Origin of the sequence: Salipiger mangrovisoli, from assembly GCF_015223355.1 — a bacterium.
GTDB classification, from domain to species: Bacteria; Pseudomonadota; Alphaproteobacteria; order Rhodobacterales; family Rhodobacteraceae; genus Salipiger; species Salipiger mangrovisoli.
In genome coordinates this window covers 16726-39359 of sequence record NZ_JADFFK010000006.1, presented here as the reverse complement: position 1 = coordinate 39359, position 22634 = coordinate 16726, and the positions used below count along the sequence as shown (strand labels likewise).

The 22634-nt window shown below is 67.6% G+C and carries 23 protein-coding genes; 9 read left to right on the top strand and 14 right to left on the bottom strand.

From position 1 onward, the window contains the following. Positions 1–7 precede the first annotated feature (7 nt). The 3 genes from uraH to IQ782_RS09290 all read right to left on the bottom strand — a co-directional run bounded on the left by uraH (position 8) and on the right by IQ782_RS09290 (position 2408). Positions 8–361, bottom strand: coding sequence for a hydroxyisourate hydrolase (uraH, locus tag IQ782_RS09300; RefSeq protein WP_194134357.1), 354 nt, complete (start codon positions 359–361; stop codon positions 8–10). A gap of 97 nt (positions 362–458) precedes the next feature. Further along, positions 459–1442 (bottom strand): type I glyceraldehyde-3-phosphate dehydrogenase, encoded by a 984-nt coding sequence (locus IQ782_RS09295; RefSeq protein ID WP_194134356.1) that lies wholly within the window; start codon positions 1440–1442, stop codon positions 459–461. A gap of 120 nt (positions 1443–1562) precedes the next feature. After that, a complete protein-coding gene (locus IQ782_RS09290; protein ID WP_194134355.1) occupies positions 1563–2408 on the bottom strand; it encodes a helix-turn-helix domain-containing protein in 846 nt (281 codons plus the stop codon). Between the two features lie 89 nt (positions 2409–2497). On the opposite strand from IQ782_RS09290, the gene pobA reads away from it, so the two are divergent. The 5 genes from pobA to IQ782_RS09265 all read left to right on the top strand — a co-directional run bounded on the left by pobA (position 2498) and on the right by IQ782_RS09265 (position 7124). Next, complete coding sequence (gene pobA, locus IQ782_RS09285) at positions 2498–3667, top strand: 4-hydroxybenzoate 3-monooxygenase (protein WP_194134354.1); 1170 nt, start codon at positions 2498–2500, stop codon at positions 3665–3667. Between the two features lie 159 nt (positions 3668–3826). Beyond that, complete coding sequence (locus IQ782_RS09280; protein WP_194134353.1) at positions 3827–4534, top strand: ABC transporter permease; 708 nt, start codon at positions 3827–3829, stop codon at positions 4532–4534. 8 nt (positions 4535–4542) lie between these two features. Further along, the gene (locus tag IQ782_RS09275; RefSeq protein WP_194134352.1) at positions 4543–5310 is read left to right on the top strand and encodes an ATP-binding cassette domain-containing protein; all 768 of its coding nucleotides are present in this window, start codon (positions 4543–4545) and stop codon (positions 5308–5310) included. A 56-nt stretch (positions 5311–5366) separates the two neighbouring features. Further along, the gene (locus IQ782_RS09270; protein WP_194134351.1) at positions 5367–6188 is read left to right on the top strand and encodes an ABC transporter substrate-binding protein; all 822 of its coding nucleotides are present in this window, start codon (positions 5367–5369) and stop codon (positions 6186–6188) included. A gap of 48 nt (positions 6189–6236) precedes the next feature. After that, the gene (locus tag IQ782_RS09265; RefSeq protein ID WP_194134350.1) at positions 6237–7124 is read left to right on the top strand and encodes a helix-turn-helix transcriptional regulator; all 888 of its coding nucleotides are present in this window, start codon (positions 6237–6239) and stop codon (positions 7122–7124) included. Here IQ782_RS09265 and IQ782_RS09260 read toward each other — a convergent pair. The 11 genes from IQ782_RS09260 to IQ782_RS09215 form a co-directional block, all read right to left on the bottom strand. Continuing rightward, positions 7121–8347 carry a lytic murein transglycosylase gene (locus IQ782_RS09260; protein WP_194134566.1) on the bottom strand — a complete coding sequence of 409 codons (1227 nt, stop codon included), beginning with the start codon at positions 8345–8347 and terminating at the stop codon, positions 7121–7123. The two genes, IQ782_RS09265 and IQ782_RS09260, sit on opposite strands and share 4 nt — an antisense overlap. A 68-nt stretch (positions 8348–8415) precedes the next feature. Next, complete coding sequence (locus IQ782_RS09255) at positions 8416–9792, bottom strand: sigma-54-dependent transcriptional regulator (protein WP_194134349.1); 1377 nt, start codon at positions 9790–9792, stop codon at positions 8416–8418. Positions 9793–9802: 10 nt separating this feature from the next. Beyond that, positions 9803–9928, bottom strand: coding sequence for a hypothetical protein (locus IQ782_RS30160; RefSeq protein ID WP_260348423.1), 126 nt, complete (start codon positions 9926–9928; stop codon positions 9803–9805). Positions 9929–9934: 6 nt separating this feature from the next. Next, the gene (locus IQ782_RS09250; RefSeq protein WP_194134348.1) at positions 9935–11209 is read right to left on the bottom strand and encodes a c-type cytochrome; all 1275 of its coding nucleotides are present in this window, start codon (positions 11207–11209) and stop codon (positions 9935–9937) included. Between the two features lie 5 nt (positions 11210–11214). Continuing rightward, positions 11215–12447 (bottom strand): formate dehydrogenase subunit gamma, encoded by a 1233-nt coding sequence (locus IQ782_RS09245; protein WP_420832633.1) that lies wholly within the window; start codon positions 12445–12447, stop codon positions 11215–11217. A 102-nt stretch (positions 12448–12549) separates the two neighbouring features. Further along, entirely contained in the window at positions 12550–13143 is a 594-nt protein-coding gene (gene fdh3B, locus IQ782_RS09240) for a formate dehydrogenase FDH3 subunit beta (RefSeq protein ID WP_194134347.1), read from the bottom strand. Between the two features lie 12 nt (positions 13144–13155). Then, entirely contained in the window at positions 13156–16134 is a 2979-nt protein-coding gene (locus IQ782_RS09235) for a formate dehydrogenase subunit alpha (protein WP_194134346.1), read from the bottom strand. Positions 16135–16258: 124 nt separating this feature from the next. Beyond that, the gene (locus tag IQ782_RS09230; protein ID WP_092424675.1) at positions 16259–16453 is read right to left on the bottom strand and encodes a twin-arginine translocation signal domain-containing protein; all 195 of its coding nucleotides are present in this window, start codon (positions 16451–16453) and stop codon (positions 16259–16261) included. Between the two features lie 49 nt (positions 16454–16502). Further along, complete coding sequence (locus tag IQ782_RS09225; RefSeq protein WP_194134564.1) at positions 16503–17129, bottom strand: TorD/DmsD family molecular chaperone; 627 nt, start codon at positions 17127–17129, stop codon at positions 16503–16505. A gap of 20 nt (positions 17130–17149) precedes the next feature. Beyond that, positions 17150–17788 carry a DUF3306 domain-containing protein gene (locus IQ782_RS09220; protein WP_194134345.1) on the bottom strand — a complete coding sequence of 213 codons (639 nt, stop codon included), beginning with the start codon at positions 17786–17788 and terminating at the stop codon, positions 17150–17152. Next, positions 17785–18318 (bottom strand): DUF3305 domain-containing protein, encoded by a 534-nt coding sequence (locus tag IQ782_RS09215; protein ID WP_194134344.1) that lies wholly within the window; start codon positions 18316–18318, stop codon positions 17785–17787. Before IQ782_RS09215 ends, IQ782_RS09220 begins: the two co-directional genes overlap by 4 nt. A gap of 374 nt (positions 18319–18692) precedes the next feature. On the opposite strand from IQ782_RS09215, the gene IQ782_RS09210 reads away from it, so the two are divergent. The 4 genes from IQ782_RS09210 to IQ782_RS09195 are packed head-to-tail and all read left to right on the top strand — an operon-like array spanning position 18693 to position 22630. Then, positions 18693–20639 (top strand): 4Fe-4S binding protein, encoded by a 1947-nt coding sequence (locus IQ782_RS09210; protein WP_194134343.1) that lies wholly within the window; start codon positions 18693–18695, stop codon positions 20637–20639. 24 nt (positions 20640–20663) lie between these two features. Beyond that, positions 20664–20855 carry a DUF6494 family protein gene (locus IQ782_RS09205; protein ID WP_194134342.1) on the top strand — a complete coding sequence of 64 codons (192 nt, stop codon included), beginning with the start codon at positions 20664–20666 and terminating at the stop codon, positions 20853–20855. 3 nt (positions 20856–20858) lie between these two features. Then, a complete protein-coding gene (gene apbC, locus IQ782_RS09200; RefSeq protein WP_194134341.1) occupies positions 20859–21923 on the top strand; it encodes an iron-sulfur cluster carrier protein ApbC in 1065 nt (354 codons plus the stop codon). Further along, positions 21920–22630, top strand: coding sequence for a biotin/lipoate--protein ligase family protein (locus tag IQ782_RS09195; RefSeq protein WP_194134340.1), 711 nt, complete (start codon positions 21920–21922; stop codon positions 22628–22630). Before apbC ends, IQ782_RS09195 begins: the two co-directional genes overlap by 4 nt. Positions 22631–22634 lie beyond the last annotated feature (4 nt).

Here is a 22634-nt window from a genome sequence, read left to right as displayed (position 1 = left end):
GCCACGCTCAGCTGCCGCGGTAGGTGGAATAGCCGAAGGGAGAAAGCAGCAGCGGCACGTGGTAATGCGCGGGCTCGGACATGCCGAAGCGGATCGGCACCACGTCGAGGAAACGCGGCTCCTCGGGCGGGGTGCCGCAGGCATCAAGATAGGCACCGGCATGGAACACCAGCTCATAGGTGCCGAGCGCGAAATCTGCGGCGGGCAGAATCTGCGTGTCGGTGCGGCCGTCGTCATTTGTCACCAGCGTCCTGAGCAGGCTGCGGCTCTCGCCCTCGATCCGGAAAAGCTCGATCTTCAGCCCCTGTGCGGGGCAGCCGCGGGCGGTGTCGAGCACGTGCGTCGTCAGGTATCCGGTCATCGGCGGGTCTCCATAAGGGGTTGCGGGACATAGTGGCAGAAGCGGGGGGCGGGTAAAGCCCCGCACGCCCGAGGCAGTTTCAAACGCCGTTTGAAGATCAGCGCGCCGCCATGCGCCGGGTCATGTCGATCATCCGTGCGGAGAAACCCCACTCGTTGTCGTACCAGCCGAAGAGCCGCAGCTGGCCGCCCTCGATCACGCGGGTTTCGCGGGTCGAGAGCACCAGTGATTCCGGCCGGGCGCGCAGGTCGGTGGACACGCAGGGATCGGCGGTCAGCCCGACAAGCGGTGATCCCGCGAACAGCTCCGACAAGACCGAATTGATGTCGTTGGGCATGTCCTTGATCTGCAGGACGGCGTCCACCGCCGAGACCGAGATGCAGGGCACGCGCACGGCGGTCACGCTGAGCCGGTGGTCGAGCGCAGGCAGCACCTTGATCACCTGCTTCGCCGCGCTTGTGCTGGTCGGCACCATCGAAACGGCCGCGGCGCGGCTGCGCTCGTAGCTCGCGCCGGGCGCGTCCACCGTTGGTTGGCTGCCTGTGTAGCAGTGGATCGTCGTCACATGCGCGCGGTCAATGCCGAAGCGCGCGTCGAGCGCCTTCAGCATCGGCGCGATGGCGTTGGTGGTGCAGGAGGCGTTGGAGACGATCCTTGCGTCACCCATCTCTGCCTCGTTGGCACCGAGCACGCAGGTGACATCGGCGGCCTCGGAGGGGCCGGAAAGCAGTACCGACCGCGCCCCGGCCAGCAGCCCGGCCTCGGCATGCGGGCGGTTCGACGCCGCGCCGGTGCATTCGAGCACCACGTCGACATGGCCCAGGTCAAGGTCGCGCAGGTCGCGGGTGGTGTGGAAGGGGATGCGGCGGCCATTGATGACCAGCGCGCCGGGCTCCTCGGTCACGGTGCCGGGGAAGGGGCCGAAGACGCTGTCGTAGCGGAACAGATAGGCGCACATCTCGGGCGCGGCGATGTCGTTGATCGCCACCAGCTCGAGGTCGGCATGCGCCGGGTTGGTGAGCAGCTGGCGCAGCAGGGTGCGGCCGATGCGGCCGAAGCCGTTGATCATGATGCGGGTCATGGGTGCCTTCCGCGGAACTAGGACGGGCCAAGCGATACGCCTCTGCGCCGCGGGGTCAAGCGGGTGGGGTGACGCGCGGGCGCACCCGGCCTCGCGGGCAGGCGGCTGTTCCGGTCTTGCTCAGCCCACGAAGCGGCCCCGGTAGTCGCTGGGGCTCTGGCCGCGCAGCGCGCGGAAGCGGCGGGAGAAATAGGCCGGATCGGAAAAGCCCAGCCGGTAACCGACCTCGGCCACGGGCACCTGGGTGAAGGCGAGCAGGCGGCTGGCCTCGGTCATCAGCTTGCCTTCGATGTAGCGCGAGGCGCTGAGGCCGGTGGCGGCGTGGCACAGCCGGTTGAGATGGCCGGGGGTGATCGACAGGGCGGCGGCGTAGTCCCCGGCGCGCCAGCCCTCGGCGAGATGGTCCGAGATCAGCCCGTCGAGCGCCATCATCTTGGCCCCGCCGGGGGCGGCGGGCTCCTCGGCCGGGGCCAGTGTGCAGATCTCGGCGAGGAGCGCCTGCGCCAGCGACACCAAGAGGTTGGCGCGATAGGGGCCGGGGCGGGCGAAGGCGGCGACAAGCTGTTCGGAGAGGGTGACCAGCGTTTCCGAGGCGTCGCCGATCGCCGGGCGCGCCAGCCGTGCAGAAAGCGCAGCGGACGCCGGGCGCATCCCGGCGAGCACCGGCGCGGGGAAGGAAAGCACCAACCCTTCGCTCAGCATCTGAAATTCGAAGCCATGCACGATCTGTACCGGGATAAGCAGGAATTGTCCGTCGTCCAGGCGGTGCGCCTGACCGTCGATCCGCACTTCGGCATGGCCCTGCCGCATCAGAAACACCTGCGTGATCTCGGCGTGCCTATGCGAGGAAATCACCCAATCGTGAAGTCTTGCGCGGTCCCAGATGCGCTCGCAATGCACCGTGTCCGGAAAGCCACCGGTTTCTCCGAAGAGATCGAACAGGGGGATGTCGGGACGCCGGGTCATGCATGAATAGTACCAGTCTATGCGTCCCCTGTCTATTCGCGCCGGACCTTGCAGGGCGTAGGGTGCGCGGAATGATCGGAGGAGATTGCATGAAAACCGAAGTCGTGGTCATCGGCGGCGGGCCGTCGGGCCTGCTGCTCTCGCAGCTGCTGAACAAGGCCGGGGTCGCAACCGTGGTGCTCGAGCGCTCGAGCCGCGAGCACGTGCTGTCGCGCATCCGCGCCGGTATTCTCGAATGGGGCACGGTCGAGCTGCTGCGTGAGGCGGGTGTTGGTGCGCGCATGGATGCCGAGGGCTACCCGCATGATGGCACCTACCTCACCGATGCCGAGCTGATGGTGCACATCGACTTCAAGGCGCTCACCGGCAAGCAGGTCATGGTCTACGGCCAGACCGAGGTGACCCATGACCTCTACGATGCGCAGGACGCCATGGGCACCACGGTGATCCACGGGGTCGAGGACGTGACGATCCACGATCTCGACGCGTCCGAGGCGGCGGTGGAATACACGCTGAACGGCGAGCGTCACCGCATCACCTGCGCCTATGTGGCGGGCTGCGACGGTTTCCACGGTGTCAGCCGCGAGACGATCCCCGAGGAGAAGCGCCGCGAGTTCGAGCGGGTCTACCCCTTCGGCTGGCTGGGGATCCTCTCGCGCACCCCGCCGGTGCATGACGAGCTGATTTACTCCAACTCTCCACACGGGTTCGCGCTGGCCTCGATGCGCAACGAGAATCTGGTGCGCTACTACGTGCAGGTGCCGCTGACCGACAAGGTCGAGGATTGGTCGGACGAGCGTTTCTGGACCGAGTTCAAGCGCCGCATCCCGTCTGAGGCCGCCGCCAGGCTGGTCACCGGCCCGTCGATCGAGAAGTCCATCGCGCCGCTGCGCAGCTTCGTTTCCGAGCCGCTGCGCTGGGGCCGGCTTTTCCTCGTCGGCGATGCTGCGCATATCGTGCCGCCGACCGGCGCGAAGGGGCTGAACCTCGCGGTCTCGGACGTCTACTACCTGCACGAGGCGCTGATCGCGGCGCTGAAGTCCGGCCAGAGCGCGGGGATCGACGGCTATTCCAAGCGCGCTTTGGCGCGCATCTGGAAGGCCATGCGCTTCAGTTGGCAGATGACCACCATGTTGCACCGTTTCGAGGGCGAGGACAGCTTTGCCGAAGAGATGCGCCGCGCCACGCTGCGGCACCTTGCGGACTCGGAAACTGCCCGCAAGGACCTCGCCGAGAACTACGTCGGCCTGCCGTTCTGAGGCTCTCGGGGCGATCCCGGAAATTTTGCAGTCATCCTCTGATCAAGGCCCGCCTCTTTGAGCAGGCCTTATTTAATTCAGACTATTGACGGCTCTTGCGTGATCAGCGAGAGGGTGCATAGTCGGAATAAGGCAAAATTTCCGCAGGGAGAGAAAATTTTGCAGAGCATTGGAGAGGCCTTCCATCTGGCGCTGTCCCTCGTCCTGTCCGGCGAGGCCGATCTCTACGAGATCGTCGGCCTCTCGCTGCGGGTCAGCCTGAGCGCCACGGTGCTCGCCTGCGGCATCGGCCTGCCCATTGGCGCGCTGATCGCGGTGAGCCGCTTCCGCGGCCGCGGCCTCGTGCTGATCGTGATGAACGCGCTGATGGGTCTGCCGCCGGTGGTCGTCGGCCTGCTGGTCTACCTCTATCTCTCGCGCTCCGGGCCGCTCGGCTTTCTGGGGCTGCTCTACACCCCCGGCGCGATGATCTTCGCGCAGACCATTCTCATCGTGCCGATTGTCGCCGCGCTGTCGCGGCAGCTGCTCGAGGACCTGCATGCCGAATATGCCGAACAGTTCCGCTCGCTCTGCCTGACGCGCTGGCAGAGCGTTGCGACGCTGCTCTGGGACGGGCGCTACGCGCTGCTGACCGTCGGTCTGGCAGGTTTCGGCCGCGCCGTGGCCGAGGTCGGGGCGGTGATCATCGTCGGCGGCAACATCGATCACCTGACCCGCGTCATGACCACCGCCATCGCGCTCGAGACGTCAAAGGGTGATCTGCCGCTGGCGCTGGCATTGGGAATCATCCTGCTGGTGCTGGCGCTGGGGGTGAACGCCGGGGTGCAAGCGCTGCGCATGACCGCCGCGAGGCAGGCCCATGTCTGAGAGGGCGCATGTCTGACCTGCCGATCACCTCGGTCCCGCCGATGGCGCGCCCCCGCGACGAGGCCGCGCCGAAGCGCCCGCTGCTGCCGTTGCGGGTCTCCGGCCTGCGGTTGACCGCCGATGGCACCGCCCTTCTTGACGGGGTGGAGCTGACGCTCGCGCCGGGCGGCTGCACGGTGATCATGGGGCCGAACGGCGCGGGCAAGAGCCTGCTGCTGAAGATGATGCACGGGCTGCTTGTGCCTGGGGCCGGGGACGTCAGCTGGAACGGCATCCCGGCGGCGCAGGCCACCGCCCGGCAGGCGCTGGTGTTCCAAAAGCCGGTCCTGCTGCGCCGATCGGTCGCCGCCAACGTCGATTTCGTGCTGAAGAGCCGGGGTCGCGACCGCAGCCGCCGGGACGCATTGCTGCGCGAGGTCGGGCTCTTGCACAAGGCGCGCCAGCCCGCGCGGCTGCTCTCGGGCGGCGAGGCGCAACGGCTGGCGCTGGCCCGCGCGCTGGCCACCGATCCGGAAGTGCTGTTCCTCGACGAGGCCACCGCCAGCCTCGATCCGGCCTCGGTGCTGGTGATCGAGCGCATCGTTGCCGCCGCCCGTGACTGCGGCACGCGGATCGTCTTCGTCACCCATGATGTCGGGCAGGCCCGGCGCATGGCGGACGAGGTGGTCTTCCTGCACCGCGGCCGCGTCGCCGAGCACAGCCCGGCCGATGTCTTCTTCCCTGAGCCGCGCAGCCAAGCGGCACGGGATTACCTGGCGGGACGCATCGTTCTCTGATCGCCCGCCCCATGTGTCTCCAAGTGATTGATTACCAAGACAGAAGGATCCTCGTCATGACCATCGCAAGACTGATCGCCTCAACTGCGCTGACCCTCGGCCTCGCCGGTGCGGCGATCGCGCAGGAGCAGTCGATCATCGTGCAGTCCACGACATCGACCGCCAACTCGGGGCTCTACGACTACCTGCTGCCAATCTACACCGCCGAGAGCGGCATCACCGTCAACGTCGTTGCCGTGGGCACCGGCCAGGCGATCAAGAACGCCGAAAACTGCGATGGCGACCTACTGCTGGTGCACGCCAAGCCGTCCGAAGAGAAGTTCGTCGAGGCGGGCTTCGGCACCACGCGCACGGATCTGATGTACAACGATTTCGTTATCGTCGGCCCCGAGGCCGACCCGGCGGGCGTGAAGGGCATGGACGACGTCGAGGCGGCGCTGACCAAGATTTCCGAAGCGGGCGCGCTCTTTGCCTCGCGCGGGGATGACAGCGGCACCCACAAGAAAGAGGTCGCGCTGTGGAAGGATGCGGGCATCGACCCGACCGCCGCCTCGGGAGAGTGGTACCGCGAGACCGGCTCGGGCATGGGCGCGACGCTGAACGCCGGCATCGGCATGGGGGCCTACGTGCTGACCGACCGCGCCACCTGGATCAGCTTCCAGAACAAGCAGGACTACGCGATCGAGGTCGAGGGCGACGAGAACCTCTTCAACCAGTACGGCGTGATCCCGGTGAACCCCGAGAAATGCCCCTCGGTCAAGATCGATGCGGCGCAGGATTTCGCCGACTGGCTGATCTCGGACGAGGGCCAGAAGGTGATCGCCGACTACAAGATCGACGGCCAGCAGCTGTTCTTCCCCAACGCACCGAAGTCCTGATAGGGTCCGGGGGCGGCGTCGTGCCGCCCCCCGACACATCCGGACCCCATGACAGACCCGCAGTTTCCGCCCCACGACTACCTGACTGTCCGCGAACTGGCCGATCTGCTGCGCCTGAAAGAACGCAAGATCTATGATCTTGCTGCCTCGGGCGAGGTGCCCTGCTCGCGCGCCACCGGCAAGCTCCTGTTCCCCGCCGCCGAGATCCGCGCCTGGATCGAAGGCGCGCAGAGCGGCGGGACGATTGCCGCTCCCACAGCGCGACCGGGTGTCTTCCTGGGCTCCCACGACCCCCTGCTCGACTGGGCGATCCGCCAGTCGCGCTGCGGGCTTGCCACCTATTTCGACGGATCGCTTGACGGGCTGACGCGCTTCGCCGGCGGGGAAGGCGTGGCAACGGGCCTGCACGTCCGCGACCCGGCGGGAGGCTGGAACGCGGCTACCGCGCGGGATGCCGCAGCCGGACAGAATGCGGTGCTGGTGGGCTTCGCGGCGCGACGCCGCGGGCTGGTGCTGCGCGAAGGCGGGGCCGCGCCGAAAGGGCTTGCCGAGCTTGCCGGACTGCGGCTGGCACCGCGGCAGCAAAGCTCGGGAAGCGCCGGGCTGCTGCGCGACCTGGCGGCCGAAGCGGGGCTTGATCTCGGCATGGTCACCCTGACACCGCTCGAAAGGACCGAGGACGAGGCGGTGCAGAGCGTGCGGCGTGGCGAGGCCGACGTGACCTTCGGGCTGGAATCGGTCGCCCGCGCCTATGGCCTGCCCTTCGTGCCGCTGATCGACGAGCGCTTCGATCTGCTGATCGATCGCAAGGCGTGGTTCGACCCGCCTTTGCAGCGGCTGATGGCCTTCTGCCGATCCGAGATCTTCCGCAGCCGCGCGGAGAGCCTTGGCGGCTACGACCTAACGCCGCTTGGCGAGGTGGTCTGGAACGCCTAGCGCAGTGCGGATTTCATCGCGGTCTCGGGGAAGCAGGTGGCGGGTCGCCCCTGCGCCTCTTGCCAGCGCCCGATCGAGCGTCGGGTCTTGAACCCCGGCAGCCCGTCCGCCCCGCCGACATCGTGACCCATCCGCTCCAGCGCCCGCTGCATGGCCGCGACATCAGAGCGGTAGAGCCCGCCGACCGCGCCCCATCCCGCGCTGAAATCGCCAACGCCGTACTGGATGCGGTCGCCCACATGGCCCACAAAGAGCGCGTAGAGATCGCTCATGTTGTACTCCTTCAGCACGTAGAAGTTGGGCGTGACGATGAACGCTGGCCCATGCCGCCCGGCAGGCATCAGCAGGAATCCCTCGCCGCGCCGCTCGCTCTCGGGGAAGGCGCGGCCGGAAACGCGGGTGATGCCGAGCTTTTCCCACTCGGAAATGCGCCTGCCCTGATCGGGGCCTTCGAGCGTGCAGGAGACGGAGGCGGGCACGGTGACCTCGAAGCCCCAGTCGCGTCCGTTCTGCCAGCCGTGTCTGGCAAGGTAGGTGCCGATCGAGGCGATGGTGTCCGCCTCCGAACGCCAGATGTCGGCGTGGCCATCGCCGGTGCCGTCGGCGGCGTATTTCAGGAAGTTCGAAGGCATGAACTGCGGCTGCCCCAGCGCCCCGGCCCATGAGCTTTTCATCACCCCGGCCGGCGCGTGTCCGGCTTCGGCGATCTCGAGCGCGGCGATCAGCTCGTCGGTGAAATAGCCGGCGCGGGTCGACATGAAGCCCTTGGTGCCCAGCACCTCGAAGGCGCTGTGCGGGATCGCCACGCGGCCATAGCCGCTCTCGCGGCCCCAGATCCCGAGGATGATGCGACCGGGCACGCCGGTTGCCCTTTCCGTGGCGGCGAGCGCCGAGGCGTGTTTCCGCGCCATCTGCCGTCCGGTGCTGGTCGCGCCGTCCACGGACCCACGGTTGAAATACTTCGCGGGCTGGCCGAACTCGGCCTGACGCTGTTGCTTCGGGGTCTCGGGCCTGGTGCCCGGTGGCACGAGGTCGGGCAGGTCCCAGTTCAGACGCACGCCGGCGAAGGCCGTCTCGAAGGTGCCGCGCGACACGCCCCTGGCCGAGGCGCGGGGCCAGACGGTCTGTTCGAGCCAGCCACGGAACTGCCGCTCGATGGCGGCGCGGTCGAGCGCCGCGGCGGGGGAGGCGAGGGCGCAAAGCGCCAGCAGCGCCGCTGCCATGGCGCGGCGCCACCCTAGGGAATCGCGATGTCTGGTCATGGTCTGCTCCGCTCGGCTTTTGCCCCAGCCTAGCGCAGCGGTCCCGGCGGGGTCACGCTCTCTTCGCCCCACTGCGCGATCTTGCGGTCGATGGTCTTGCGCGAGACTCCGAGCCGCCGCGCTGCCTCGGCCCGGTTGCCCTCGCAGAGGTCGAGCATGTGCAGGATGTGACGCTGGACCACGAGGTCGAGATCCTCGATCGCCCGCGCCCCGGTCATCTCGCCGGAGCCAGCGACCTCGGGCGGAAAGCCGCCCAGGATCACCGAGCGTTCGATCAGGTTGCGCAGCTCGCGCACGTTGCCGGGCCAGTCGTAGCGGCGCAGGTTGAGCAGGGTCTGCTGGTCAAGCTCCAGCCCCGGCATCCCGAGCGCTTGGCTGAACTGCTTGGTGAAGAGCGCGGCCAGCTCGAGGATGTCGTCCGACCGGTTCGACAGGGGCGGCATCTCGACCTTCAGCACGTTGATGCGGTGGTAGAGGTCGGCGCGGAACCTGCCTTGGGCCACCAGCGCCTCGAGGTCGGCATTGGTGGCGAAGAGGAAGCGCAGGTTGAGGGGAAGCTCGCGTTCTGCCCCGGTCGGGCGGATGCGCTGATCCTCGAGCACGCGCAACAGCGCCGCCTGAAGCGGCTCGGGCATCTGCGCCACCTCGTCGAGAAACAGCGTCCCGCCGTCGGCCAGGAGCAGCAGCCCCGGTTTCAGGCGATCGCCGTTCTCGAGGCTGCCGAACAGCTCCTGCACCATGCGGTCGGGCGCAATGGCAGCGCAGTTGACCGGGACAAAGGGCTTGTCGGCGCGGTCGGAGAGCTGATGGAGATGGCGCGCGGCCATTTCCTTGCCGGTGCCGCTGGCCCCGGTGAAGAGCACCGGCGTGGGCAAAGGCGCCAGCTTGGCGAGCAGGGCACGCACGGCGACCATCACCTCGGATTTGCCGAGCAGCTTGCCCTGGAACTGGCCCGTGCGCAGCTCGCGCCGCAGCAGCGTGTTGTCGCGCCGCAGGTACTTGCGGTCGAGCGTGCGCGCCACGGCGCCGAGGATTTGGTTGGCGCGGAAGGGTTTCAGGACGAAGTCGCTGACCCCGGCGCGCAACGCGGTGATCGCGGTCTCAAGATCCGCATAGGCGGTGATCAGGATCGTGTCGCCGAAGAAGCCGCGGCGCTGCTGCTCTGCCAGCCAGTCGAGGCCGGTCATCTTCGGCATCACGTTGTCGAGGATGACCAGGTCGAAATGCGCCGCGTCGAGCTTTTGCGTCGCCTCCAGCGCCGAGCGCGCTTCCTCGACCCGCTGCACCCGCGGGGTCAGCATCTTGACGAGGAAGTTGCGCATCCCCGGTTCGTCATCGACCACGAGGATCGAGGCGCCGGCCAGGGTCGGGCCGTAATCGTCGGTGGTGGCGTCCTTCGGCGTCATCCGCGTGGGCTCAGTCGTGGCGGACGTTTGGGCTCGAGTAGACCTCTGCCGAGGACATGCCGATCTCGTGCAGCCCGAAATAGGCGGCAATGCCGATGACGATGATGGCGGCGAAGCCCGTGAACATGGCTTTCATATGCGGTCACTCTCCTTTGGTGGCCTGTTTCAGGTAGTCTATCAGATCGGCCCGGTCGCTGCCGCCCGCGATCACCTGCATGGGCATCTTCGAGCCGGGTATGTAATGGTCCGGACCCTGATCGAAAAGCGCATCGATCGTGGTTTCGGTCCAGATGATCTCCGACCCGTCCAGCGTGTCGGAATAGCTGTAGCCGGGCAGGGTCCCGGCGCGGCGGCCGAAAAGGCCGTGCAGGCTTGGACCCGCCTTGCGCGACGGGCCGGGGTCGAGCGCGTGGCAGATCGAGCATTTGCGCATGAACTGGCGCTCGCCATTGGGCATGGTCTCGGCGGCACGCAGGAAGCTGCGCGCGCCCTCGATGCCCGGATCGAAGACGTCGAGCAGGTCGACCGGCCAGGCATAGGCCACATCGTCCAGCCCGCCGGCGTGGATCACCGTGCCATCGGGCGAGAAGGCCAGCGCCCAGACCGGGCCCTGCCGGGTGGCGCGGAAATCCCGGGTGATGCGCCAGTCCTGCGTGTCGACGATCATGATGAACCCTTCGCCATCGCCCACCGCAAGCTGGTGCGAAGGGGCGTTGTAGGCCATGGCGAGGATCGGGCGGCGATCGAGCGTCAGGTCGGCGACCTGCGCGCCCGTCGCGAGATCGATCACGCGGGTGCCGCCGTCGACCGCGCCATAGGCGATCCAGCCCTGCCCGAGCGCCAGCCGGTTGATGCCGAAGCCGTGCTGGACGATGGCCAGCGGCGCATCGCCCGCGGTGAGGTCATAGCGCAGCAGCGCGCCGGCCATGGTGGCGGCGTAGAGCATGCCGGGCCCGCCGAAGGCCAGCGCGTTGACGCCGGAACCAGGGGCTGGCAGTACCGTCCCTTCGGCTCCGCTGCGCGGCCAGAGCGCGATGGAGCCATCCCAGCTGCCGCTGGCGACGCGCGTGCCATCCGGCGAGACCGCGAGTGCCGCGACCTTGCCCTGATGCCGCCCGAGCACGCGCGGCGCATCGCCCCAGATGCGCACCGAGAAATCGTCGCCGCCCGAAACCAGGGTGCCGTCCGCCCCCCAGCTCAGCGCGGTGACCGCTGCGGCATGACCTTCAAGCCAGCGCGGTGTGACCCCGTCCCAGAGGCCGACGGAATTGTCGAAACTCCCGGTCGCCACCTGCCCCGAGGGCGAAACGGCGATGGCCATGATCGGCCCGCCGTGGCCCTTCAACGTGGTGAACTCCTGCGCCGCCGCCGGGGCGGCGCAGAGCAGGGCGCTCAGGACAAAGGCCAGGCGGCCCATCGCGGTCACTCCGCCGGGGTGGCCGTCTTGCTGGCCGGGTTGCGGGCTTCGGCCGCCTCGCGTTCCTTCACCTTCTCGTACCAGATCGAGTGGTGCTGATGCGCCCAGTTCTCATCGACCTGGCCGGAGCCCATGGCGTCATAGGCACCCTCCATGCCGAGCGTGCCGATGTAGATGTGGCCGATGATCACCGCCATCAGCAGGAAGGCGACGATGGCGTGCCAGAGCTGGGCGAACTGCATCTCTTCCTGCGGCGCGAGCTGGACGGGGAAAGCGTCCCTGCCGAACCAGCCCGGCACGCCCCAGTCGTTGAGCACCGAGAATGTGTGGGCAAAGAGCGGCAGATCGAACGGGAAGAGCAGCGACAGCCCCGAGACCGAGACCGAGGCCCCGAGCAGGATCACCGACCAGAAGATGATCTTCTGGCCCGCGTTGAACTTCTTCGCGGGCGGGTGCTTCTTGCCGATGATGCCGCCGGCCTGGGCGAACCAGGTGATGTCGGTGCGGTCGGGAATGTTGTGCCAGACCCACATGACGAAAACCATGATCAGCCCGAGCATGAAGGCCCAGCTGACGTTGTTGTGGATGAACTTCGAGTAGTGCAGCAGCGTCGAGTTGAATTCATGGCCCAGCAACGGCACCAGGTACTTACGCCCGAAGAGGGTGAAAAGCCCGGTGAAGCCGAGCAGGAGGAACGATCCTGCCAGCGTCCAATGCGCAAAACGCTCGATCCACTTGAAGCGCTGCACGGTGCTGCCCGCCTTGCCGCCGTCGATCTTGATCCGGCCGCGCAGCAGGAAGAATACCGCCAGGATGCCGATGGTCCCCAGCAGCAGCCAGCCGCCGTAGGTCGCGAGCGGACCGCGGCGGAAGCTCAACCACCACATGCCGCCGTCCTGGATCAGCACCTTGCCGTTGGGGTTGATCGTCGAGGCGCGCACGTCGGCCTCGTTGTAGCGCAGCGCGCGCCACAGGTCGGGATCCGAGGCGCCGCCGCGGGTGCCGAGCTCGGGCGCCTCGGGTGCGGCGCCGCCGATGTTGTCGCGCCGGAAGCTGTCATCGATCTTGATGCCCGCCTGCCTGCGCATGATGTCCTCGAGCGTCTGCGCGCCGCCGGTGGCGGAGCGGTCGGGCTCGGGCGGAAGAAGGGTGCCCTGCGCCGCGACGCCCAGCGGGGCGGCGGTCATCAGGACCAGTGCGAAAAGTGCCAGCAGGTGGCGCAGCATGGTCGTCTCCATGAAGTAGGTTCACGCGAGAACCGCGCGGAACGGCGGCCATCGCCGCCCCGCGCGGGACTTCGTTGCGTTACCGGCGGGCCCGAAAGCCCGCCGACCTTTGGCTCAGTTGGCCTTTTCGTCGTAGGCGGTGCCCCAGCCCCAGGCGCCCGAGCCGAAGCCACGGGCCACCACGCGCTCGCGGTAGATCGCCGACACCTCGTCGCCGTCTCCCGCCAGCAGGGCCTTGGTCGAGCACATCTCGGCGCAGATGGGCAGCTTGCCCTCGGCGATCCGGTTGCGCCCGTACTTCTGGAACTCGGCCGCGGAGTTGTTCTCTTCCGGGCCGCCGTTGCAGAAGGTGCACTTGTCCATCTTGCCGCGCGAGCCGAAGTTGCCCGCTTGCGGGTACTGCGGCGCGCCGAAGGGGCAGGCGTAGAAGCAGTAGCCGCAGCCGATGCACAGATCCTTGGAGTGCAGCACCACACCTTCTTCGGTCTGGTAGAAGCAGTCCACCGGGCAGACGGCCATGCAGGGTGCGTCCGAGCAGTGCATGCAGGCGACCGAGATCGAGCGTTCGCCCGGCTGGCCGTCCTGGATGGTCACCACCCGCCGGCGGTTGATGCCCCATGGCACCTCGTGCTCGTTCTTGCACGCGGTGACGCAGGCGTTGCACTCGATGCAGCGCTCGGCATCGCAGAGGAATTTAGCTCTTGCCATGTCTCGCTCTCCTTACGCCGGCATGATCTTGCAGAGTGTGGCCTTGGTCTCCTGCATCTGCGTGACGGAGTCGTAGCCATAGGTCTGCGCGGTGTTGGTGGATTCGCCCAGCACGATCGGGTCTGCCCCGTCGGGATATTTCGAACGCTGGTCGACGCCTTCGAAATGGCCGCCGAAGTGGAAGGGCATGAAGGCAACGCCCTCGCCCACCCGCGGGGTGACCATGGCCATGACCTTGACCTTGCCGCCCTCGGGGCCCTCGACCCAGACATCCGCCCCGTCCCGCACGCCGAGATTGTTGGCGTCGCGCGGGTTGATCTCGATGAACATGTTCTGCTGGAGCTCGGCGAGCCACGGGTTGGACCGCGTCTCGTCGCCGCCACCCTCGTATTCGACCAGTCGGCCGGAGGTGAGGATGATCGGGTAGTCCTTCGAGAAGTCGTTCTTCTGGATCGAGGCATACATGGTCGGCACCCGCCAGAAGGTCTTGTCTTCGTAGGTCGGGTAGTCGGCCACCAGGTCGCGCCGGTTCGTGTAGAGCGGCTCGCGGTGCAGCGGGATCGGATCCGGGAAGGTCCAGACCACGCAGCGGGCCTTGGCGTTGCCGTAGGGGGCGCAGCCATGCAGGATCGCCACGCGCTGGATGCCGCCCGAAAGGTCGGTCTTCCAGTTCACGCCACCGATCTGCTCGGCGAAGTCGGACGGGTAGGGACCGGTCTGGTCCTGCTCGCCGACCTCAGTGTCGGTGCTGGGGCGCGCGTCGATATAGCCCGCGACCCATTCGATCATTCGCCGCTCGTAGGGCGTGAGGTCCTTGTCCCATCCCAGATCGATCAGCATCTGCATGGTGAACTCGGGGTAGCCGTCCTCGATCTCGGAGCCGACGGTGTACGAGCCCTCGGCCAGCAGGTTCTGCCCCTCGTATTCGACGCCGTAGCGGGCACGGAACGGCAGGCCGCCGTCCTTCACCGCCAGCGACAGGTCATAGAGGTTGGCCGAGCCCGGGTGGTTCATCTCGGGCGTACCCCAGCAGGGCCACGGCATGCCGTAGAAGTCGCCATCCGCGGGGCCACCGTTGGCGCGCAGCGTGGTGCGGTCAAAGGTGTGCTGGTTCGCCATGTGCATCTTGAGCCGTTCCGGCGACTGGCCGGTGTAGCCCACGGTCCACATGCCCCTGTTGAACTCGCGCGTCAGATCCTCGATCGAGGGTTCCTCGCCGTTCACCTCGATGTTGCGGAACAGGCGATCCGCAAAGCCGAACTTGGTGGCGAACTTGTGCATGATGATGTGGTCGGGCAGCGACTCGAAGAGCGGGTCCACCACCTTGTCACGCCATTGCAGCGAGCGGTTCGACGCGGTCACCGAGCCGTAGGTCTCGAACTGGGTCGAGGCCGGCAGCAGGTAGGTGTTGTCGGTCCGGTCGTGCAGGATCGCCGAGACGGTGGGGTAGGGATCGACCACGACCAGCAGGTCGAGCTTCTCCATCGCCGTCTTCATTTCCTTGAGGCGGGTCTGCGAGTTCGGGGCGTGGCCCCAGAACACCATCGCGCGGGTGTTGTCGGGCTGTTCGAGGTTTTCCTTGGCCTCGAGCACGCCGTCGATCCAGCGCGAGACGGGGATGCCGGTCAGACCCATCATCTCCTTGTCCTTGCCGTCCTTGCCTTTCAGCATGGCGAAGCGGGACTTGAGATAGTCGAGGTCTTCCTCCCAGACGCGGGCCCAGTGGGCCCAGGCCCCCGCGGTCAGGCCGTAGTAGCCCGGCAGCGTGTCGGCGAGCACGCCGAGGTCGGTTGCGCCCTGCACGTTGTCATGGCCGCGGAAGATGTTGGTGCCGCCGCCGGCGGTGCCCATGTTCCCCAGCGCGAGCTGCAGGATGCAGTAGGCGCGGGTGTTGTTGTTGCCGTTGGTGTGCTGGGTGCCGCCCATGCACCAGATCACGGTGCCCGGACGGTTGTTGGCCAGCGTCCGCGCCACGCGCTCGAGCTGGCGGCCCGGCACGCCGGTGACCCGCTCGACCTCTTCGGGGGTCCACTTGGCGACCTCGGGACGGATCTGGTCCATGCCCCAGACGCGGCTGCGGATGAAGTCCTTGTCCTCCCAGCCGTTCTCGAAGATGTGCCACAGCAGGCCCCAGACCAGCGCCACGTCCGACCCCGGACGGAACCGCACGTATTCGTCCGCGTGGGCGGCGGTGCGGGTGAAGCGCGGGTCGCAGACGATCAGCGGCGCGTTGTTCTGTTCCTTGGCCTTCAGCACGTGCTGCAGCGAGACGGGGTGCGCCTCGGCCGGGTTGCCGCCGATGATGAAGATCGCCTTGGAGTTGTGGATGTCGTTGTAGGAGTTGGTCATGGCGCCGTAGCCCCATGTGTTCGCAACGCCCGCAACGGTGGTCGAGTGGCAGATCCGCGCCTGGTGGTCCACGTTGTTCGTTCCCCAGTAGGCGGCGAACTTGCGGAACAGGTAGGCCTGCTCGTTGCTGTGCTTGGCCGAGCCGAGCCAGTAGACCGAGTCAGGCCCCGAGCTGTCGCGGATCGACAGCATCTGGTCGCCGATCTCGTTGATCGCCTGCTCCCAGGAGATGCGCTGCCATTCGCCGCCCACCTTCTTCATCGGGTACTTCAGGCGCCGCTCGCCATGCGCATGCTCGCGCACCGAGGCACCCTTGGCGCAATGCGAGCCAAGGTTGAACGGGCTGTCCCAGCCGGGCTCCTGCCCGATCCAGACACCGCCCTGCACCTCTGCCATCACGGTACAGCCGACCGAGCAGTGGGTGCAGACGGATTTCACCGTCTTGATCTCGCCGCCGGTGGCGGTGGCCGCGGTGGCCTGGGTTACCGTACCACCGGTGGCGGCCACGGCCGCGAGGCCGCCGATCGCCAGACCGGACCCGCGCAGGAAGGCGCGACGGTCAACCGAAGTGTTCGCCACTTCGGAAAGGATACTTGTCCGCTGGGGGCGTCGCGCAACCCCGTTGGTCTTTTTCCTCAACATGTTTCTCTCTCCCCTTGCGCGCTAGGCCCCCGCATGGTGCCTGGCTTGCTTGGTGTTGATCGGGTGCCTCGGACAGTCGGGCGTCACGCAACCAGTCGTCCTTGGCGGGAAGTGCTGCGTCCGGTCAGAACCGGGCGGCGGCGTAGTAGGCGCGCGTGTGCGCGGTGTCCTGCATCTTGTTCGACGACAGGTCGGGCTCGGCGGCCTCGGCCTCGGTCCCGGTGGTGGTTGCCACGGCGACCGCCGCGAGCGGCGCTGCCGTCGAGGCCAGTTTCAGGAAATCGCGGCGGCTGGTCGCCTCCTCGTCTTTCCGCTTCATCGAGAGACCTCCTCTCTCAGGTTGCGGCGGTTGCCCGCCATACTGCGGATCACTCCGCGCTCATCCGGAAGGCTTCGGTCTCGATCTCCATGAAGGCCCGGCCGAGACGTCCGACCGGGGCATAGAAGACCGAGTTCTTGGCGCCCTCGAGATCCGAATAGAAATGGCTCGCCCAGGGGGCGATGTGCTTGTTGAAGAAGCTCTTCTGCTGGCCGAGCGTGGCCGGGGTGCCGAAGCGGCCGACGATCATCGCGCCCATCATCTCCATGAGGCTGGCGATATTGTCCTCGGGCTCGAAGACGTTCTCGGCGCGAGCAAGGCCACGCGCGGTCATGTCCTGGCGCAGCTGCGCCAGCGGCTTCTCGTTCAGGAAACCGGTCAGGTAGTACGAGGCATAGGGCAGCAGCTCGCCGCGGCCGAGGCCGATGAACAACCGGTTGTACTCGCTCTCCACCGCCTTCGGCTTCGAGATCTTGGCGACCTTTGCCAGCGTGGTCACCGCCTCGCCGATGGCGCTGGCATCGCCGGTCAGCCCGGCAGTCTGGTCGATCAGCCCCTGGTCGGCGGGGCGCGCAAGGATGAGCCCGAGGAAGTTGTAGAGATCGGCGCGCAGGCGATCCTCTTCGGCGATCTTCGGCGCGGCGGTCTGGGCTGTGGTCTGGGCGGCTGCGGTCATGTGGGTCTCGTCGGTCATCATCAGGCCTCGAAGGAAAAGCGCATGCGGCGCGCGCTTGCGGGCAGGGCGCTGTCCTCGGGCTCGGGGTCAAATTGGGCGACTTCGGCCGCCGGCGGTTCGGCGGGGCGGAGCGGCGGGATTTCCGGTTGCGTCTCGATGGTCGGCCCAAGCGTTTCCGGCGCGCGGATCGAGGCGGTGCCGGCGTCGGCGACCTGCACGGCCGCTTCGGCGTTGTCGTCCTCGGTCTCTGCGGGCTGGGCCTCGGTCTTCGGCTGGCCGACGTATTCAAGATGCGCCAGCAGCCCCTTGCCGACCTGGTAGGTGGTGCGAAACTCGGAGGCGGGCGCCACGCCGGTGAAATCGGTGTCGTAATCGTTCAGCCCGTCGAGGCAGGCCAGCACCGGGTTCGAGCGCCAGAGCGTGCGCAGGGCGCGGTTCTTCAGTCGCTTTGGCAGTTGAGATTCGAGGAACTTGCGGACCATCTCGCCATCGGTGACCGCTTCCGGTGCGGGCAGCCCGGCCTCGGCCAACAGATCCTCGTCGCTGCGCTCGGCGAGCTGCGCCTCGGTTTCGGCGCGGCGGGCGCTTTCTTGCGCCTGCGCCTCGGCACGGGTCTCTGCCTCTACGCCGGCCTTCCTGCGGGACCAGAAATCCTTCACTGCAGCCTCCCTCTTTTCAGGGCGGGCGAGGCGTAGATGTCCGCGGGTTTCGAGACACGCGGATCGCCGATGCCGTCCTGCTTGCCGTCCACCTTGGCACGATCCCTGCGGCGTTTCACGAATTCTTCTTCCTGGTGGTGGCGTTCGACGAAATCGCCGACCCAGGCCAGCAGACCGGCGGGCATCGGCACCTTCTCGACGATGTCCTCGCCGCTGTCGCAGTAATCCTGCGCCTCGTAGGGCGAGGCGGTGATCAGCACGATTTCAAACGGATGCGCGCCGAGGGTCTTGCGCATGACGACGTATACCGAAGGCTCACGGGCGGTGATGCCATGCAGGTAGGCTTCGGTTTCGGCGCGGTAGAGCTCGAGCGAGACGGTGGCGGCGTGGTATTCGACGGCCTCGCCCTCGCGCCGCAGCTCGCGCCAGTCGGCCGGGCCGGCCCCGGGCAGCACGGCAACGGCCCGCCAGGCCCACTTGGCCCAACGGGTGACACCGGGGGTGCGCCGCAGCACAACGCCCACGGGCATGAATTGATCGTTGCTCGGATGTCCTGTCACAGTGATGTATCCTTCCTCCCAGTTTGATTGAAGCAGGTCGGGCGCATCGCGAAAGGGTCAATCGGTGCACAGCGGTATTCTGCAACCGAAGATGGACATTTTGGGTAGCTCCGGAAGAGGCAAAAATGCGGCAGGGACAATCTGTCCAATCCGAGTTTTTTGCTCTGGAAAGCCGCCGCGGTGCGGCATGCGAATCACCTTGGCGCAGGGGAGGCAAGGTCGGGCCGGATCGGCGAGTTTCCGCCCGAGGAATTGAGTTGTCGGAGGGCACGAATCGGGGCTACCTAACCCTCTAACCGAGCGCAAAACGGCCCGGAACGGAGCCGTTGGCCAGGAAGGAAGCCATGACCAAGACCTTGATAACATGTGATTGTATGGGCACGCAGTCCATCGATGCCGAGGCACTCGCCAAAGCCACGGGATTCGAGGTCACGCCCCCCTGCAAGGCGCTCTGCACCAGCCAGATCGAGCGCGCTGCCAAGGGATTGACGCAGGGGAATGTCGTCCTCTGCTGCACCCAGGAGAGCCGCACCTTCGAGGCGCTGGCCGAGGAGTTGGGAACCGAGCCCGCACCGCTGCTCGACCTGCGCGACCGGGCCGGATGGAGCGCCGATCATGCAACCAAACTACCCAAAATGTCCGCCCTCGCGGCAGAGGCCATGCTGCCCGCCGCACCCGAGAAGACGCTGGATGTCATCTCCGAAGGGCTCTGCCTGATCCTTGGTGCGCCCGAGGTTGCGCTTGAGGCGGCCGCGCAGCTGGCGCCGCATCTCGGTGTCACGGTGCTGCTCGACAGCGCCGACGAGATGCCCGACACCCGCGCCTTCGACGTGATCACCGGCCGGCTGCGCAAGGCGCAGGGCGCGCTTGGCCAGTTCAGGGTGACGATCGACGCGCTGCGTCAGGTCGAGCCCGGCGGGCGCGGTGCCTTCACCCTGACCGAGCCGCGCGACGGCGGCGTGTCGCAATGCGACGTGATCCTCGACCTGCGCCGCGACCCGCCGCTCTTCCCCGCGCATGAAAAGCGCGAGGGGTACCTGCGCGCCGATCCCGGCCGTCCGCAGGCAGTGGCGGCCGCGGTCATGGCCGCCTCGCACCTCGTCGGCACCTTCGAGAAGCCGCTCTACGTGCGGCTGGAGTCGCTGCTTTGTGCCCATTCGCGCGCGGGCAAGACCGGCTGTACCAACTGCCTCGACCTCTGCCCGACCGGGGCGATTTCGCCCGACGGCGAGCATGTGACGGTCGATCCGATGATCTGCGCCGGCTGTGGCGCCTGTTCCTCGGCCTGCCCCTCGGGCGCGATCAGCTACGACGCGCCGCCGGTCGATCTGACCATGCGCCGGGTGCAGACGCTCGCCAAGGCGTTCCTCGACGCGGGTGGCCACGCGCCGCGCCTTCTGGTGCACGACGCGCACGGAGCCGAGATGATCCGCCTCTCGGCGCGCCACGGCGACGGGCTGCCCGCCGACGTGGTGCCGCTGGAGATCCGCGCCATCGGGGCCTTCGGCCATGCCGAGACCGTCGCGGCGCTGGCTGCCGGTTTCGCTTCGGTGACCGTGCTGCCGGGGCCGGGCGCTGATCTTCCGGCGCTTGCGGCGCAGGTGGCGCTGTCGGACGCGATCAGCGGCGGTGGCAGGGTCATCCTGCTGCAGACCTCCGACCCGGACGCCATGTCCGAAACGCTCTACGCCGAGGCCGCCCCCGCACCTGTCGCCACGCCGGTGCGCCCCATGGGCACCCGCCGCCAGATCACCCGGCAGGCGGCCCGTGCGCTGCATCCCGGCGCCGAGACCCTGCCGCTGCCCGAGGGTGCGCCCTATGGTGCGGTGCTGGTCGACACCGACGCCTGCACGCTCTGCCTGTCCTGCGTCTCGCTCTGCCCCTCGGGCGCGCTTGGCGACAACCCCGACCTTCCGCAGCTGCGCTTCCAGGAGGACGCCTGCCTGCAATGCGGCCTCTGCGCCAACGTCTGTCCGGAGGATGCGATCACCTACGAGCCGCGCCTGCTGCTGACAGAGGAGGCGCTGGAGCAGCGCGTGATCAACGAGGAAGAGCCCTTCGCCTGCATCGAGTGCGGCACGCTCTTCGGCGTCAAGTCGACCATTGACCGGATCACCGAAAAGCTTCAGTCCCATCCGATGTTCGACGGCGACAAGCTGCGGATGATCCAGATGTGTGACGACTGCCGGGTGAATGCGCAGTACCATGCCAAGGACAACCCGTTTGCCGCCGGCGAGCGTCCGCGTCCCCGGACCACGGATGACTACCTCAGCAAGCGGCGCGATCACTGAGTGCAGAGCCACAGGGAGGCAAGAATGAGCGACGATTTCAACATGTCCATGCGCAAATTCCTCAAGCAGGTGGGGGTGACCTCGCAGCAGGCGATCGAGGAAGCCATGCGTGGCAATGAAACCGCCGGGAAGAGCTACGCGGTGAAGGCCGTGATCACCATCGAAGAGCTCGGCCTGACCCATGAGGTCACGGGCGAGATCAAGGGACAGGAGTAAACCTTGCCAGCGAGCAGAGAGGCGGTTCAGGCCGTCCTGAAGAGCGTCGCCGATCCGGTTGCGGGTGGCGACATCATGTCGAGCGGCGTGGTGCGCGCGCTGAATGTGGACGAGGCGGGCGCGGTGCGCTTCGTCATGGAGATCCCGCCCAGCCAGAGTGCCGCCTACACCAAGATCAAGGAGCAGGCGGAAAGCGCGCTGAAGGCCACCGAGGGCGTCTCGGCGGTCTCGATCGTGCTGACCGGCCACACCGACAAGGCGCCGCCGGATCTCAAGATGCGCAAGGCCGAGCCGCAGGGTCCGCAGCGCGTGCCCGGCGTGAACCACATCATCGCCATCGCCTCGGGCAAGGGCGGCGTGGGCAAGTCCACGGTGTCCTCCAACATCGCTTGCGCGCTGGCGCAGCAGGGGCGGCGCGTGGGTCTGCTGGACGCCGACGTCTACGGTCCCAGCCAGCCGCGGATGCTGGGCGTCTCGGGCCGTCCGGCCTCGCCTGACGGCAAGACCATCCTGCCGCTGCGCAACCATGGCGTGACGATGATGTCGATCGGCCTGATGACCAACGAGGATCAGGCGGTGGTCTGGCGCGGCCCGATGCTGATGGGGGCGCTGCAGCAGATGCTGATGCAGGTGCAATGGGGCGCGCTCGACGTGCTGATCGTCGACCTGCCGCCGGGCACCGGCGACGTGCAGATGACGCTGAGCCAGAAGGCGCATGTGGACGGGGCCATCGTGGTCAGCACGCCGCAGGACGTGGCGCTGCTGGACGCGCGCAAGGGCATCGACATGTTCAAGCAGCTGCACGTGCCGATCCTCGGGATGGTCGAGAACATGTCCACGCATGTCTGCTCGAATTGTGGCCATGAAGAACACGTCTTCGGTCATGGCGGTGTTGCGGCCGAGGCGGCGAAGCTCGGCGTGCCGCTGCTCGCCGAGGTGCCGCTCGACCTGCAGATCCGGCTCGCCTCGGATGGCGGCGCGCCGATCGTGGTCAGCCAGCCCGACAGCGCTCAGGCGCAGGCGTTCCACGCCATCGCCGCGGCGCTGGTGGCGCAGGGGGTGGCATGAGCACCACCGATGCGCTTGCCTTCCCGCCCCTCCTGTGGGGCGAGGAGGTGACCACCAATGCCTTCGACCACGCCTGTCAACGCGCCCTGCTGGGCTGCGATGCCGGGCTGGTCGCCTATCGCATCACCGCCGATACGCTCGAGGGCGCGCTGGTCTTCGCCCCCGAGGTGCCGCTCAAGCAGGCGATGGCGATGCTGCCGCTCTGTGGCGTCGGCTTCCAGAACGCGCTTGGCGTCATGGCGCCGCCCGAGGTCGCCGTGCACCTGGGTTGGGACGGAGGCATCCGGGTGAACGGCGCCGCCTGCGGGCATTTCCGCTGCATGGCCGCCTCCGACGATCCGGCGCAGGTGCCCGACTGGCTGGTGATCGGCTTCACCCTGCCGCTCATCCCGGCCAGCGACCGCCCCGGCGACACGCCCGACCAGACCTCGCTCTTCGCCGAGGGCTGCGCCGAGGTCCAGCCGCCCGCGCTGCTCGAGGCCTGGGCGCGGCACACGCTGAACTGGGTCAACCGCTGGGAAGACGAGGGCGGCCGGTCGCTGCACGCCGAATGGCGCGCGCTGGCACAGGACATTGGCGAGGAGGTCACGCAAGGCGGCCTCTCCGGTACCTTCCTCGGCGTAGACGAGGATTTCGGAATGCTGCTCCGCGAAGGCGAGAGCACCCACCTCATCCCGCTCACCACCCTGCTCGAGCCCGCGCCATGAAGGA